This is a genomic window from Pseudomonas tritici (assembly GCF_014268275.3).
GTDB classification, from domain to species: domain Bacteria; phylum Pseudomonadota; class Gammaproteobacteria; order Pseudomonadales; family Pseudomonadaceae; genus Aquipseudomonas; species Aquipseudomonas tritici.
On sequence record NZ_CP077084.1, the window covers coordinates 3,179,952 to 3,195,139 of the forward strand.

At 57.3% G+C, this 15,188-nt stretch carries 15 protein-coding genes and 1 pseudogene; 8 read left to right on the forward strand and 8 right to left on the reverse strand.

What is annotated here, in order from left to right; genetic code table 11:
- The first annotated feature begins 117 nt into the window (after positions 1-117).
- Positions 118-513 carry a RidA family protein gene (locus HU722_RS14155; RefSeq protein WP_065873178.1) on the forward strand — a complete coding sequence of 132 codons (396 nt, stop codon included), beginning with the start codon at positions 118-120 and terminating at the stop codon, positions 511-513.
- An 18-nt stretch (positions 514-531) separates the two neighbouring features.
- Here the strand turns inward: HU722_RS14155 and HU722_RS14160 are convergent.
- A pseudogene (locus HU722_RS14160) lies at positions 532-990 on the reverse strand (transketolase C-terminal domain-containing protein); the annotation flags it as partial.
- 147 nt (positions 991-1,137) lie between these two features.
- On the reverse strand, positions 1,138-1,719 hold the full coding sequence (locus HU722_RS14165) for a helix-turn-helix domain-containing protein (RefSeq protein ID WP_186754961.1): 582 nt from the start codon (positions 1,717-1,719) through the stop codon (positions 1,138-1,140).
- A 153-nt stretch (positions 1,720-1,872) separates the two neighbouring features.
- Here HU722_RS14165 and HU722_RS14170 point away from each other — a divergent pair, with 153 nt between their 5' ends.
- Entirely contained in the window at positions 1,873-2,766 is an 894-nt protein-coding gene (locus tag HU722_RS14170) for a DMT family transporter (RefSeq protein WP_065873176.1), read from the forward strand.
- 488 nt (positions 2,767-3,254) lie between these two features.
- Here HU722_RS14170 and HU722_RS14175 read toward each other — a convergent pair whose 3' ends face one another.
- From HU722_RS14175 to HU722_RS28845, 3 genes are all read right to left on the reverse strand, one after another.
- Positions 3,255-3,908, reverse strand: a complete 654-nt coding sequence (locus HU722_RS14175; protein WP_127927330.1) for a hypothetical protein — start codon at positions 3,906-3,908, stop codon at positions 3,255-3,257.
- A gap of 136 nt (positions 3,909-4,044) precedes the next feature.
- The gene (locus HU722_RS14180; RefSeq protein ID WP_065873174.1) at positions 4,045-4,392 is read right to left on the reverse strand and encodes a chorismate mutase; all 348 of its coding nucleotides are present in this window, start codon (positions 4,390-4,392) and stop codon (positions 4,045-4,047) included.
- Positions 4,393-4,480: 88 nt separating this feature from the next.
- On the reverse strand, positions 4,481-6,343 hold the full coding sequence (locus HU722_RS28845) for an NAD(P)-binding domain-containing protein (protein ID WP_225930618.1): 1,863 nt from the start codon (positions 6,341-6,343) through the stop codon (positions 4,481-4,483).
- A 119-nt stretch (positions 6,344-6,462) separates the two neighbouring features.
- Here HU722_RS28845 and HU722_RS14190 point away from each other — a divergent pair, with 119 nt between their 5' ends.
- A complete protein-coding gene (locus HU722_RS14190; RefSeq protein WP_065873173.1) occupies positions 6,463-7,323 on the forward strand; it encodes a LysR family transcriptional regulator in 861 nt (286 codons plus the stop codon).
- Between the two features lies 1 nt (position 7,324).
- Here HU722_RS14190 and HU722_RS14195 read toward each other — a convergent pair whose 3' ends face one another.
- Positions 7,325-8,782, reverse strand: a complete 1,458-nt coding sequence (locus HU722_RS14195) for an MFS transporter (RefSeq protein WP_065873172.1) — start codon at positions 8,780-8,782, stop codon at positions 7,325-7,327.
- Positions 8,783-9,004: 222 nt separating this feature from the next.
- On the opposite strand from HU722_RS14195, the gene HU722_RS14200 reads away from it, so the two are divergent.
- Positions 9,005-9,763: an SDR family oxidoreductase gene (locus tag HU722_RS14200; RefSeq protein ID WP_056860326.1), complete on the forward strand. Its 759-nt coding sequence runs from the start codon at positions 9,005-9,007 to the stop codon at positions 9,761-9,763.
- Between the two features lie 79 nt (positions 9,764-9,842).
- Positions 9,843-10,349 (forward strand): nuclear transport factor 2 family protein, encoded by a 507-nt coding sequence (locus HU722_RS14205; RefSeq protein WP_083207141.1) that lies wholly within the window; start codon positions 9,843-9,845, stop codon positions 10,347-10,349.
- A gap of 60 nt (positions 10,350-10,409) precedes the next feature.
- Here the strand turns inward: HU722_RS14205 and HU722_RS14210 are convergent, their stop codons facing one another.
- A complete protein-coding gene (locus HU722_RS14210) occupies positions 10,410-11,804 on the reverse strand; it encodes a heavy metal sensor histidine kinase (RefSeq protein WP_065873171.1) in 1,395 nt (464 codons plus the stop codon).
- The gene (locus HU722_RS14215; RefSeq protein ID WP_056859943.1) at positions 11,777-12,472 is read right to left on the reverse strand and encodes a heavy metal response regulator transcription factor; all 696 of its coding nucleotides are present in this window, start codon (positions 12,470-12,472) and stop codon (positions 11,777-11,779) included. Before HU722_RS14215 ends, HU722_RS14210 begins: the two co-directional genes overlap by 28 nt.
- Positions 12,473-12,687: 215 nt before the next feature.
- Between HU722_RS14215 and HU722_RS14220 the strand changes: the two genes are divergently transcribed.
- From HU722_RS14220 to HU722_RS14230, 3 genes are all read left to right on the forward strand, one after another.
- Positions 12,688-13,299, forward strand: a complete 612-nt coding sequence (locus HU722_RS14220) for a hypothetical protein (protein WP_056859944.1) — start codon at positions 12,688-12,690, stop codon at positions 13,297-13,299.
- Positions 13,300-13,370: 71 nt separating this feature from the next.
- Complete coding sequence (locus HU722_RS14225) at positions 13,371-13,994, forward strand: cytochrome b/b6 domain-containing protein (protein ID WP_056859945.1); 624 nt, start codon at positions 13,371-13,373, stop codon at positions 13,992-13,994.
- A complete protein-coding gene (locus tag HU722_RS14230; protein ID WP_056859946.1) occupies positions 13,987-14,757 on the forward strand; it encodes a molybdopterin-dependent oxidoreductase in 771 nt (256 codons plus the stop codon). The genes HU722_RS14225 and HU722_RS14230 overlap by 8 nt, the downstream gene beginning before the upstream one ends.
- Positions 14,758-15,188: the final 431 nt, after the last annotated feature.

A 15,188-nucleotide genomic window follows, 5' to 3' on the forward strand; every position in this document is an offset into this window, starting at 1 on the left:
GGACGCTCCAGATTGTTTGGGAATCGCAAACAGTGATGGCCAGCATTGCTGGTTTATCCGCCCTGGGCAAGCGCCCTACAGTGTTGATGTCGCTGACCAACCACTGGAGTTTTGCTGATGAACACTCGAGACGCAGTATTTCCCGCCGCACGCCAGGACCTTTACGAGCGCAATCGTTACTCGGCTGCGGTGCGCAGTAATGGCCTGCTGTTTGTTTCAGGACAAGTCGGCAGCCGTGAAGACGGATCGCCCGAACCGGAGCTCAAGGCTCAGGTTCACCGTGCCTTCAACAATCTCAATGCCGTATTGGCTGCTGCCGGTTGCACCTTTGATGATGTGCAGGACGTGACCGTCTTCATGGTCGATCCGCAAAAAATCTTCGAAGACGTATGGGAAGTGGTACCGCATTACTGGGGGCAAGCGCCTTTTCCAACGATCACGGCGGTCGGCGTGACCTGGCTGTATGGTTTTGATTTCGAGATCAAGGTCGTTGCGCGGTTGCCGCAGGCCTGAAGCTGCGGCCGATAGCCCTTATAGCCAGTCCTTGATCTGCGCGCACACCGCCTGGATAGAAATACCGTAGCGATCGTGCAACGTCGGGAGTGCGCCGGCATCGAGAAACGCATCCGGCAGAGCGATTTGCCGGAAGGTCGGCGTCACCCCGTTGCGCAACAGCACGGTCGCCACGGCTTCGCCCAAGCCGCCGATAATGGAGTGGTTTTCCGCCGTCACGACCAGGCGCCCCGACTTTCTGGCCTCGGCCAGAATAGTCTGCTCATCCAGAGGCTTGATGGTCGGTACGTGCAACACCGCGACATCCACGCCTTCCGCCTGGAGTTCCTTGGCCGCTTCCAGTGCGCGCATGGTCATCAGCCCGGTGGAAATGATCAGGACATCGTTGCCCGTGCGCAGGGTCTTGGCTTTGCCAATCTCGAATTTATAGCCGTATTCGTCGAGCACCAACGGTACGTTGCCACGCAGCAAGCGCATCGCACTCGAGCTTTCCCAGGGTCAGGCGTTTCCTGGAGTGGATGGAGGGAGAACTCGGGCACAGTTTCGTCTTTTAGGCCGCCGGTTTATCCGCCGACAGCGCACCGGTTAGGCCGCGCTCGGAGGCCGCTGAAGCCTTTCGCACCCTCAGGGATGTTCTATCACCATCACCGCAGTGGTGTCCGCCTCGAGTGCTTCGAACACGTGAGGCACATTCGCCAGGTAGCTGATGTAGTCGCCAGCATTCAGCAACACAGGTCCCGTCGCCGGGCCGACATGGGCACTGCCGCTGCACAGCACCACGTGCTCTACGGTGCCCTGTGGGTGGGGCTGAGACCGCCGAACTTCGCCGGGTTGCACGTTGAGCCGGTAGATATCGCGCTGCACGCCCGCCGGGCAATCAGCGAGCAGTGTCGCTGCATAATGGGCAGTCTCGGCATAGGCCGTCATGCCCTCATTGGCGCGAATTATCCTCAGTACCTGCTGGGGTTGTTCGAAGAACCGGGTGACTTGCAAGCCCATTGCAATCGCCAGTGACCACAAGGTTTCGATGCTGGGATTACCGATGCCTGACTCCAGCTGAGACAACGTCGACTTTGCCACCCCGGCGCGCTTCGCCAGCTCGGTCAAGGAAAGCCCGGCGGCCAGGCGCTCGCGTTTGATTGAAAGGGCCAGTAACTCAATTCGGCTGGCGTTATTCCTCAACGTTTCGTTCGTTTTGCTGTTCATTTGTTCTGCATATCATCCTGAAATGGGTTGACGCTTACCCGTGCGCTGTTCAGTATAACGGCCATTAATTCATTATAAAGTTCTATTTTTGAGCCAGGCCCGCGAATGGCGGGTCAGGGTGCGTCAATGCCAACAGCAGGGAAGCAGTGAGTGATGAAGTCGAAAACCCGTGGGACGCTGGAAATGATTTCGGCCATGGTGATCTCCGGCACGGTGGGCTGGTTCGTCATCATGTCGGGACAGAGTCCTGAGGCGGTGGTGTTCTGGCGGTGCCTGTTTGGCGCAATGGCGATGCTGATCGCGTGCCTGATGCTCGGTGTGCTGCGCCGTTGCCGCATCAACGCTCGGCAGTTCTTGCTGGTATGCCTGGGCGGTGTGGCGCTGATTCTGAACTGGGTGCTGCTATTCAGTGCCTACAAACATTCCACTATCGCCATTGCAACGGTGGTCTACCACGTTCAGCCGTTCATGCTGGTTGGTCTGGGTGTGCTGTTCTTCGCGGAACGCCTCAACCTCGCCAAGGTCGGCTGGCTGCTGCTGGCCTTCGCCGGTCTGATGCTGATCGTGTCCGCCAAAGGCAATGGACAGGCCGCAGGCGCCGACTACCTGCTGGGCGTTTGCCTGGCCTTGGCTTCAGCCTTTTTCTACGCTGTCGCGGCGGCGATCACCAAGCGCCTCAAGGACTTGCCCGCGCACCTGATCGTGCTGATCCAGATGGTGGTAGGCGTGCTGGCCCTGGCACCGTTCGTCGACTTCACCAGAGTCACTATGATCGAGGGTGCCTGGGCTTACCTGATCATTATCGGCGTGGTCCATACCGGTCTGATGTCGACCCTTTTGTACAGCGCCATCCAGAAAATCCCCACGACGCTGGTCGGCGCACTGTCATTCATCTATCCGATCGTGGCCATCCTGGTTGACTGGGTTGCCTTCGCGCATCCGCTTGGAGGCCTGCAGGTGATCGGGGCGGGCGCCATTCTGCTGGCGGCTGCGGGCATGAACTTCGGTTGGTCGCTGGGCTGCGCGCCGCGCCAGGAAATGACGTAGAGCCTGTCGCGATGTCGCCGTCGCCTATGACATCACCGCTGCCGGCAGCGGCTTCATGTAGGCTGCGTTCGTTGACCCGATGCGCAGGCACCTGCTTGATGACGCTGAGCAGTTCTTGTTTGTTTTGAGGGACTGCCATGAGTCACCCGCACCTTTTAAAGAACCAATTATGAAAGGTCTTTATATAATCTAGTGGAGTTCTGTTACAGGCTGTCCGGATCACCAAAAAACATTTTGACTAGGCTCTAGGAAGGCGTTTTCAGGTCGATAATGCTGTTATTTGCCCCCCCTTTTGCCCCCAATCGCATTGAGTGTGCGAGTGATCTTGAATGGTGACCTGCGACTGACTCCAGTATGGCAGTACCTGGTATTCGGTGCGCCTTCGCGTTCTTTTGGCACGCAAGCTAAAGCGGCGCTCCCGAGCAACGCAATCAGCGTGAGCGAGGATCTTTATTTGATCCGAAACACACTGGTTTTATGCTTGCCTCTCATTCAGCCCTGATTGTTTCGTGAAATATTTCTGCATAAAGCCGAGCGACGGTCGGTGTGAGGTTGTGTACTGAAGGAATCAGAAAATTTGAGTTGGGGGCGAGTCGTTTTGCGTAGATGACTTCGTAAACCCTGCGAACGATTCCTGGCTCTGTTTCCTCTTGGTCGAAGCCAGGCATTATTCCTACGGCTTTGTAACCCGCATGCTCCAATGCTTGTTGCATATACGGAGCGCTGGTTGTCGCCATACCATAGATCAAGCCCGCTCCCATGAACCTTCCCATTTTTTCTCCGAGGTCTTGGGCAGCTACGGCCAGTTTGGTTTGTCTATGATGTTTGGCTACCGCGCCCACTCGCCCGAAGATGACATCAGCGCCGTCAATTTTTTCCCACGTTGCTATCGCGACGATTTCATGATTTCGGCGGACCACTATAGCGAACATCGCCCGCTCCAGATCGTCTTCGAGCACCACGTTGTCTTCATAAAATTGCTGGTTCAGAAAAGGGCTCCCTAACCCCACCGTAATGGAGGGAAACCACGTCTGGAAAAAAATTATCGCTACATCGATCTCCTCGCGTTTCAGGTAATCCCATGTGTAGCCAGAGGGTAAAACAGTGAAACTGCGAATCTGATCGATCATTGGCCATTTCATGCGGTTCTGCTCGTCTTGATAGTCTAATTGCCTTTCAGGAATCGGTCGGAGAAAGGGGCTTATTCAGTCGCTTCTCTATCGAGTTGTCTGCGATCTATCAGCAATTCCCGGGCGTCTAGTGAGGGGAGGCGGCGGGTTAGACGGCGGTGTTTTCAGGTTTGAGGACAGCGCCCTCGCAGAGTCCTGGGTTATGCCTGGTCGCAAATTGTCTGTGGCGGTCGACCACTTCACCGATGACAAACTGCATCAGCTTCTGGACGAAGGCCGTATCGAGGTTGGCCTCCTGGGCGAGGGCTGTCAGACGTTCGTATTGATGCTGCTCTCTCTTCTTGTCCACCGCTGGCAATTGATGTCGGGCTTTAAGCAAGCCGACCTCATCAGTACAGCGGAACCGTTCAGCAAGCATGTGGATGAGCGCGGCGTCGATATTGTCGATGGTTTGTCTGAATGCCGAGAGTTGACGCGTGATGTCGGAATTGTCCATGGATAACCTCGTGGCAGTTGTTCTAAGGGGCTTGTCTGTACCCTTCCTTGGTCCTTCCATGATTGGACGGAGAACCTGAGCAGGCGCTTTACGCGGGATCGGGCATGTTCAACGATTCCTCCAGCCACTGCATGACTACCTTGAAAGCCGAGTCTGAATTGCGTTCATAGATCAATCCGTGGCCGTTGCCGTGAATACCCAGTGCCGGTAGATCCAGGTGGTGAATGTTGGCACCGGCATTTCGCAGGAAAGGGACAATGCTGGATGCGTAAGAAGCAAACGCTGATGTCTCACCTGTCATCAGCGCTACCGGAACGCCCTGCAATCCGGGAATTTTCAGGGTTGATGGTTCTGCTGTGCGGACTTGCTCCGCCGTCTCGCGAGGCGGATCAAAGGTCAAAGGGGCGGCGGTCAGTCCCCATTCGAGGCTGCCTATACCCGGCGTATGGCCAAATACCGGCCCCATAGGCTCCACTGCCACAATCCCTGCGATCAGGTCGGGTCGACGATCGGCGACCAACCAGCCACTGGGCCCGGAAGCGGAATGCGTAACGATGATGGCCTTACCGATTCTGTCGAGCAGTTTGGCCAGTCGGTCCGCGTCCAGGGTCTGCGAGGCCGCAAGGTCAGCCGGCATGGGGCCGTAAGCTGCAATGAAGGCGTCAAACGCTGCTTCGTCATCCGACTCAAACGGCCACTGCGTTTCTCCACCTCCCTCTGGAAAGTAAACTTCGCGGGCGCGTTCATAGGAGAACGCTGGCCCCATCGGTCCCATGATGTCGGGGTGATACGGCGATCGCCCGTGGCCGGGTCTGTCGACGCGAAAGACTACGAAGCCCGCTTCGAGGAACCGCTGCGCCCATCCCGGGCGACCATCGGGTGTATCCAGCCATTCGGTGCCCTGCAGCGTGCCGCCGTGCACCAGCACCACGGGATAGGCTTGAGTGATGTGCTCAGGGGATTCCCAGGCTACGTACATCGGACCCTTCTGGAAATTTTTACCGTTCTGGGTAACACGGGCGCCGGTCACCCAGAAGTTGCCACGCCGCGTACGTTTTATCGGTGCGCTTCGCCAGGGTTGCTGGGCATGAACGGCTGATTGGGTAAGTGTCTGTGTAGCGAAGACCGACCAGTCCTTGTGCCCGTCTCCCCGGGCTACTGCCGACGTCATTTTCGATCGCACTGCATCCGCAGCAGGCAGTTCCAGGTCCTTGAGACGGCCCGCATCAATAGCCAGATTTATATCCTTGAGGCCAAGAGACAGTTTGAAACCCGGTTCAAAGCTGTTGTTGGCGATGTTCTGCCCATACCGTTGATAACTGGGGCAGGCGAACAGGGTCTGGGTCATGAGGTTGACGAAAATCGAAGGGGTCAGTCCGTGGCGTTGAACGAGTCCGCTTGCTTCGCCCAGCGACTGGATGGCTTGAGTGATCATCATGTTGCCGGCGATTTTCGCGATACACGCGTGTTCAGGCTGATCGCCCAGATACCAGGTTTTTTTCCCGAGCAGGTCAAACAGCGGTTGAACCGTCGAGACAGCTAGCTGCGATCCGGCCGCCAGGATGTTCAACTCGCCGCTCGCGGCCACGGCGGGCACGCCGAAAACCGGTGCCGCGACCAATGCCATGCCGATTGCATCATGCATGCCCTGCAACTCGACCATGAGTGAAGGCGACAAAGTCGACATCACGACATGCACGCAGGCCTTGTCTGCATTTTCCAGAGCAGCGCTGGACAGCAGCACTTCCCTGACGGCGGCATCATCGGCCAGCAGGCTGATGACGACCTCTTGCTGAAAGGCCGAGGACGGGGATTCGAGAACGCTTACTCCTTCGAGATCCATAATCGCAGCGTGACTACGGTTCCATGCCGATACGTGATGGCCGGCCCGGATGAGCAACGGAATGATCGCTCTGGTCATGCTTCCCACACCGATAAAGCCAATCTTCATTTGCAGTCCCTCGGTTGGTGTTTCGACGAAGGTGTATGCAGAGAAGTATGTCGAGCCTGGGATTGCTACGGCACTGCCATTACTGCACTCTCACTGTTCATTTTTGTACGGGGTAGAGTATGGACTGGAGTGATGTGCGGATCTTTCTCGCGATTGCCCGCAGTGGGTCATTGGGCGCTGCCGCCAAGCTGTTGGGTGTTAGCCATCCGACCGTGGGGCGGCGCTTGCAGGTGCTTGAGCAGTCCAGTGGCCAGCCCATTTTCCTGCGTACCACCCAAGGTTTGGTACTGACCGACAGCGGAGAGAAGCTGCTCAGCCTAGCGCAGGAAATGGAGCAGAGTGCGTTGGCCATCGAAAGGCGCCTGGCGGGCGACAGCGCCCAGCCAGAAGGTGTGTTGCGCATTTCTTGCGCTGACTGGTTTGCCTGTTATGTGCTGGCCCCCGTCCTCAGTGAACTGGGGCGACGTTACCCTCTGATTGTGCCTGAGGTTATCGCCGGGCATCGATTGTTTGACCTGGCTCGTCGCGACGCCGATATCGCGTTTCGAATCGTCCCTTTCACCGAACCCGATATTGTTCACCGCAAGCTGATCTCCCTGAGCTATGGGTTATACACGGCCGTCGGATCTGCTGATCCCGAGCCACAGGGCGAGGGGGTTGGTTTGATTACCATGAGTGTTGCCCAGTCTCATTATCCCGATGTGCAGTGGCTGCAGCAGCGTTACCCTCTGGCGCGTACCGTGTTCACCAGTAGCAGCCGCACAGTCCAGGCGCAAATGTGCACGCAGGGGCAGGGCGTTGCCGTATTGCCCCGCGCCTTGGGTGACCAATTAACGGCGCTGCGGTTGATTGATCCGCACGAGCCGCCACCGGGTCGCGACATATGGATGGGCTACCACCAGGACATGCGCCAGATGGACAGCCTTCGTGCTCTTGCCGATCTTGCTTCCATCATGATCGGCAATCAGGCATGCGGTTGACTCACTCTGCTGGGTGCATGGCCGCCGTTTGCGGATCAGTAGCAGGTTGGCGCGTCAGGGTAAGGCTCAATCCCGCGCCTACCGCCAGGCATGCTGCGATGCAGAGTATGGAGACGGTGAAAGCGTGGGTGATGGCAGCCGCGTCCGTATCCGTGCCTAGAAGGGTGTAGAAAATGCCGCCTATTATTGCCACGCTCAGTGACGTGCTGATTTGCAGGGTGGAGCTGGTAATGCCTGCAATCATGCCGGAGTATGCGGGTGCCACACGTCCTGTGATCATGCGCATCAATGTCGGAAGGGCTAATCCTTGTCCGAAACCGATCAGAAACAGAATGACGGCAAGGGGCAGCGCAGCGGGGCTGGCGGACATCGGCGTGTGCGCCACGAGCCAGGCCAAGAGCACAAATCCCAACACTTCAAGCCCCATTCCGACGGGATTGACGTATGCCCCCAGAAAACGCCTGAACTGAGGGGTGGAAAGCGGTCCCAGCAAAAATCCCGCGCCGAAAGGAAGGAAGACGAGGCCTGCATTGAGTGGGCTCGTGTGCAGCGCTCCCTGTAGATAAATGGAAAGCAGCAGGAAAAACACGCCGATCGCGTAAAAGGTGAGGGCGACGAGCAGTGCCCGGGCAAGACCGGGCGCGCGCAGTGCGGCAGGATTCAGCAACGGAGCACCTTGCGCTTGATGCAGGCGGGCTTCGTAGCGCCAGAACAGCCAGGCCAGCAGCGGCACCGCTGCAAGCGACAGCCAGGCCCACAAAGGCCAACCCGATTCACGCCCCTCGATCAGAGGAATGATCAGAGCCGCAAGCGTCACCATCGACAATAGCGTTCCGCCCAGATCCAGCTTGCTTGTCTGTGGTGCGTGGGTTTCCTTGACCACTGGAATGGCGACAAGGATGACCAGTAACGAAATCGGTAAATTCACCAGAAATATCGCCCGCCAGCCCAGGTTCATCAGGTTGAGCGATATCAATATTCCGCCAAGTGCCTGGCCGACTACCGAAGCCAGACCAAAGACCGCGCCATACAGGCTCAGTGCCAAGGGCTTTTCGGAGTCGGGGAATATCGCCTGCACTGATGCGAGTGCCTGAGGTGCCATGATGGCTGCCGTCACGCCTTGCAGCGAACGTCCGGCGATCAACACCCAGGGTGACTCGGCTACACCGCAGATCAGTGAGGCAACGGCAAAGCCAACCAGACCAACGAAGAACATTCTCATGCGGCCATAGATGTCACCCAGCCGTCCACCGGTAATCAGTGTCACGGCATAAAGCGCCGCATACGAGGAGATGATCAACTGTTCGGCGGAGGAGGCCGTGCCTAGCGATTGCTGAATTGAAGGCAGCGCTACGTTGACGATGAAAAAATCCAGCGGCGGTAAAAATGCACCGACCAACAAGATGGTGAACATCAACCAACGCCGCGGTTCCGGGGGGGCGACTTTTGTCTTAGGCATAAGGTCTCCTTCCTGGAACCCTTCGGTTCCAGAATATTCTCGATTGCAGGTCATGCTCTGAATCAGCTGACTCCAATCTAAACGATCAAACCTTCCCTTACGCCTCACATAAATGAACGGCCAATGTTCATTTATGGCAGTGCCGCTCAGCCCCTGACTCCTCTCAAAATGGCCGCACTGTGGTTCCAGTCGAGCCACATAATCGAGACTGAGGAGTCAGATATGTCAGGCAAATTCGCTAATCAGGTTGCAGTCGTCACCGGGGCATCCACAGGGATCGGGTTTGCAATTGCGCAAGGTTTGATTGCCGAGGGAGCCAAGCGTGTTTACATCACGGGTCGTTCTGCAGCCACGCTAGAGGCGGCGGTGGCGAAGCTAGGCGACAGAGTCGTAGCGGTCATTTCCGATGTCGCCAGCCAGGCTGATCTCGATAAACTCAAAGCTACAATTGAGGCGCGCGACGATCAGCTGGACTCAGTGTTTGCCAACGCGGGTATTTGCGAAAAGAACCCGCTGGGCGAGACCACCGAGGCGGCTTATTTCAACATGTTCGACATTAACGTGAAGGGGGTTTTTTTTACCGTTCAAACGTTGATGCCATTGTTGAAAAACGGTGCGTCGATCGTGTTGACGGCCTCTATCTGTTCCAGCAATGGGATGGAAGGACTGAGCCTCTACAACGCATCCAAGGCCGCAGTACGGTCCTTCGCCAGGACTTGGGCCAACGAACTCAAAGGTCGCAAGATTCGAGCGAATGTCCTGAGCCCTGGCTTCACCCGCACGCCTCTGATGGATAACGGCTTGAAGATGAGCGAGAGCGACATTGCCGCGCTGCGCCAACACGTCGAGCAGATCACTCCGCTGGGGTATATGGCCCAACCTGAAGAAATCGCCTCGTCGGCGCTGTTCCTTGCATCTGCCGATGCGAAATATGTCAACGGTGTGGAGCTGATGGTCGACGGCGGCCTGTCGCAGATCTGAACACGTGCTCAACCGTAGCGCAGCCCTCGCGGAGGGCTGCCTTCGTCGCTTATGCGAAGCCTCAGCAGGAAACCCCATCATGAACATGGAACAACTGACCGCCCGACTGGACGCCCTGGAAAGTCGCGCCGCCATCGAGTCGCTGATAAACGCCTACGCCAATGCCTTCGACCGCATCGACGCCTCGCTCCTGAGCGGTATCTGGCACGAAGAATCAGCACTGGATCTACCGGGTTTTGGCCAAGCCGGAAACCGTGACGAAATCCTCGCGATGGCGCAAAACAGCTGGCGCCAGATGCCACATATGCATCACTGGATGGCCAACCCGCTGATCGATATTAAGGGTGACAGCGCGGTGGGTACGGTGGCTGCGGATTGCCTGTTTCACGACATTGAAAAAGGCCCGGTGCAAGTCAGCGGGCTGTACCACGACAGGTTTGAACGTCGGGACGGAAGATGGGCGTTCTTGTCACGTCGTTTTGAACTGCACTTTCTTACACCTTTGAAGGACTGGGTACCCGTTGCTGGCGAAGAAAAGTATGCGCCGGTCGAGCACCAGAGCCTGGGCAAGCCCTCAGACAGTTGACCTGCGCGCATGAGTTTCAGTTGGGGGCAGCGAACGACAAGCACTGTCCGCCGACGTCGTTCAAGCTCCAGGGAATGACAGCGAAAAACAGATAACCCCGGGCTTTGGCTGTTCGACACGCACGTGACCTTCATGCAGTTGCATGATTGCCACGACGATGGCGAGGCCAAGGCCGTAGGAGTCAGAGTTCTGGTGGCGAGACGCATCGCCGCGGTAAAAGCGGTCGAAGAGTTTGCCCACGGTTTCGTCACTCAGCACAGGCCCTTGGTTCTCCACTTCAATGCGGGCTCCGCCGGGGGTTTCCATCACCCGGATCTGAATCTCGGTGCCCTCGTAGGCATAGCGAACGGCGTTTGCCACCAGGTTGCTCAAGGCTCTGCGCAGCAGCAAAGGGTCAGCGAGCACGTTTCCATCGCCTGTTATCTGTACGGTCATTCGCCGCTCTTCAGCCAAGCCTTCAAAATAGTCGGCAATGCGCTGCGATTCGTCATGCAGCGATAGTTGCTGGCGCTCCACCAGTGCGTGCGCTTCATCGGCGCGCGCAAGGAACAGAATGCTTTCGACGATGCGCGAGATCCGTTCGAGCTCTTCAAGGTTCGAAGCGATCAGTGCCTGATAGTCATCCTCGCTGCGGCGCTGGCGAAGGGCGACCTGGCAATGCCCCATCAGCGACCCCACCGGCGTGCGGATTTCATGGGCAAGGTCAGCGGAAAATTGCGTCAATCGTTGATAACCCCGGGCAAGACGATCGAGCATCGCGTTATAGGCGTCACTCAGCTGTTGCAGTTCAACCGGCGTATCGGAGCTGTCCATACGGCTGTGCAGACGCTCGGGTGTTATCGCTGCCGCATGCGCGGCCATCTTGCGTAACGGACGCAGCCCTCGACGCAGTACCAGGTAACCCAGCAACGCGGTGGCCAGAAACGCAAGGGCAACGGCCAGGTAGATACGTTCGCGATACGCCGCGAGCATAGCCATTTCCTTGCCCATGAGGTGCGCGGCGGTCAGGCGCACTTCACGTCCCCCCGACGTCGTGACGACGGAGGCGGCGCGCAGCATTGTTCCCGAGTCGGTCACGCCGCTACGCAGGTCACTGACGCTCAGCTTTGTATCCTGGCCGATCACGGGCAGTTCAGGCAACGTGACGTTCAGTGGATTTACCTGGATTACCGGTTGCTGTCCGGGCTCTTCAATGATGAAGATGTCGTCTTCGCTGTCGAGCATGTTCTTGAAAATCTGCGGGCTGTCGCGCAGCTTTTCGATGGCGAGTTCGTAGTGCAGCAGCTTGCGAAAATGTTCCAGGCGGCCCATGACCGCATGATCGCTGTACACCAATACCGAGGCTTTCATCGTCTGATACAGATAAACGCCTGCACCGGCCACGGCCAGCATCGCTACCATGGAAAACGCCACGGTCGATCGCAGGGTCAGAGAGGGTTGGCGTCGGGACCGCATGGCCTCACCTCGCAGACATAGCCGATACCGCGAATGGTATGGATCAGCTTGATAGGGTAGGGCTGATCGACCTTGCTGCGCAGGCGCTTGACCGCTACGTCCACCACGTTGGTATCGCTGTCAAAATTCATGTCCCAGACTTCCGAAGCGATCTGTGTCCTGGACAGCACATCGCCTGCCCGGCGCAGAAACAGATGCAGCAGGGCGAACTCCTTGTTGGTCAGCACGATCACCTGCTGCTGGCGTGTAACGCGGCGCCGGACCAGATCCAGCTCGAGGTCGGCGAGGTGGAAATGGTCGGCTTCGCGCACGACACCGCGACGCAAGATGGTGCGGATGCGTAACAGCAGTTCAGTAAACGAAAAAGGTTTGACCAAGTAGTCATCGGCGCCCAGTTCCAGGCCGCGAATGCGGTCCTGCAACTGGTCGCGCGCGGTCAGGAACAGCACGGGGACGTCTTGTCTGGCGCGCAAAAGCTCGATGATCTGAAACCCGTCAATCCCGGGCAACATCACGTCCAGCACGATCAGATCGTAGGTCGTATGCAAGGCCATGTGCAGGCCGTCGGCGCCGTGCTGGGTCCAGTCGACGTTGTAACCGGACTCGCCGAGCCCCTTTTTGAGGTACTCACCTGTTTTGGTGTCATCTTCGATCAGCAGGATATGCATCGTGAGGCGCGCTCGGGTCTCTTCATGACAGGATTCAGCCCGCGACATCGGTATCTCGGCTGTGCAGTGTAACGGGATGAGCGGGCGCAGTCGGTTACATTTCTGTCATTCATGGGCAGGGCTGACGAATGACAAAAATGTCATTCGGCGGTCATCGTGACGTCCCGGTCTGCGGTCGAGGATGGCGGCACATCACCCCATGAGGAATCGTCACCATGCAACTAAAAAACGCCTTGTCTACCACATTCGGTTTGTTGATGCTCAGTGCTGCCGTCATTGCTACCGCGGCTGACATGCCGGTGATCAAACCGCTGCGTGGCACGGTGGAAAGCGTCAGCAACAATACGCTGACATTCACTGTCCGCTCCGGCGCCCAGCAGACTATCGGACTGACTGACAAGACCGGTATCAACCGGGTATCGAAGGCCAATATCGAATCGATCAAATCCGACAGCTTCATTGGCTCGGCGGCCATCCCGCAGGCCAACGGAACATTGAAGGCGCTGGAGGTGACGGTTTTTGACGCCAGCCTGAAGGGCAGCGGCGAAGGTCATTATGGCTGGCAGAACGCGGATGGCAGCACAGGCACCATGACCAACGGTACCGTGGGGAAACTGTCCAAAGCTGACGGCCGCACATTGACCGTCAACTACAAGGGTGGCGAGAAACAAATCGTCGTACCGGACGATGTGCCAATTGCCTACGTCGAGCCAGGCAAAGCCGATGAACTGGTCAAAGGTACGAAAATTGTCGTGTTCCCCGCCGCAGATGGAACCACCGCGCGCGGCATTGCAGTTGGCAAGGATGGCTTCCAGCCACCGATGTAATCACCTGAAAAGGCAGGGGCGCTGCCGCTTGGCAACGCTCCGCTACATGGCTGGTTTCGAGGGGGAAACACGTGAGACAGAAAAAGCTTCATCCCTGGCCGGTTCGCCTCACCCACTGGCTCAACGCCGCCTGCATGGTCTGCATGTTCATGAGCGGTTGGGCCATTTACAACGCCTCGCCACTGTTCGGCTTCAGGTTTCCAGTGTCGGTAACCGTGGGCGGGTGGTTGGGTGGGGCGCTGGCCTGGCACTTTGCATTCATGTGGCTGCTGCTGATCAACGGCGCAATCTATGTGCTGTATGGCGTCGTCAGTCGCCATTTCAAACGTGAGTTGCTGCCCATTGGGCTTGTCGCATTGAAGCGTGATTTTACGGACGCTTTGCGCTTCCGGCTCGTGCATGAAAAGGGTGTCTATAACGCTGTGCAGCGCCTGATGTACTGGATGGTGCTGGCAGCAGGCGCACTCGTCGTCATTTCGGGTGTGGCGATCTGGAAACCCATTCAACTTCAAGAGCTGGTCGCGCTACTGGGCGGCTATGACGTCGCTCGCTACGTACATTTTGCGGCGATGGCGGTAATTGCTGCATTCGTCGTGATTCATCTTGGGTTGGTAATGCTGGTACCCAAAACCCTGCTGCCAATGATTTCAGGTGGGGTGCGGTCGCTTGATATCAGGAGAAATGGCCATGACTGAATCCAGAAAAGGAACTGTTCAGCGCGTCAGGCTTGAACCTGCGCAACAGCTTGAGTTGGAGAATATCCAGCGCCGGCATTTCCTTCGTGCCGGCTTGACCGTGGGTGCGATGTCGATGCTGACCGGCTGCAACCTGCAGGACGGCGATCAGGTTGACAAGGTCCTTTGGGCCATGTCGCGCTGGAACGATAGGGTCCAGGCATGGCTGTTCAGCGGACAGAAACTGGCGCCGACCTTCACCCGCGCGCAGATCACTACGCCATTTCCGTTCAACGCATTCTATGGCCAGGACGATATCCCTGAAGTGGACCTCGCCAGTTACTCGCTCGCCGTCTCCGGTCGGGTCAGGGACAAGGCTCCATGGACACTCGAAAGCTTGCGCAAACTGCCGCAACGTAGCGATATCACCCGTTTGATCTGTGTTGAAGGTTGGAGCGCCATAGGACAATGGGGAGGTGTACCGCTCAAAACCTTTCTGGAACACATCGGTGCCGATACCACAGCGAAATTCGTCGGTTTCAAATGTGCTGATCGCTATTACTCCAGTCTGGACATGCCGACGGCCTTGCACCCACAGACACTGCTGGCGCTGGATTACGCTGATGTCGCGTTGCCGCCCGAGTACGGCTATCCGCTGCGGGTTCGAGTACCCACCAAATTGGGCTTCAAAAACCCCAAGCATGTTGTCGAGATTTTCGTGAGCAACGACAACCCGGGCGGGTATTGGGAAGACCAGGGATACAACTGGTTCAGCGGGATCTGATAGCGCAAAAACTGAACAGCCACGCCAGGAATGCTGGCGAGACTCATGACACCAGACCTGATATGAGGCGTCCCCATGACCTATATATCTGCGGTACCGCCAGCTTCATCAGTGTTACCGACTTCAGAAAACAAGAAGCGGGCAACGACCCATAGTGCAGATTTCCAATCCCAATTGCAGGCTCAGTCCAGATCACCTGTGCAGGAGCCGGATACAACCCGCGCTCATCTGTTATCGGAATCGACCACAAACCTGTCATGCCGGCCGGAGATGCGAGCGCTGCTTCAATTGTTGCCATGGCGAAGGAACGCCGACGGTTCTTTCAGCAGACCGGGCCGATCAGTGCCAGGTACGCGAGCCAGTGGCTTGGATATTGCGGACTTCAACTTCCCTGATCGAAACATTCTGGATAGCAGTGAGATTATCAAACA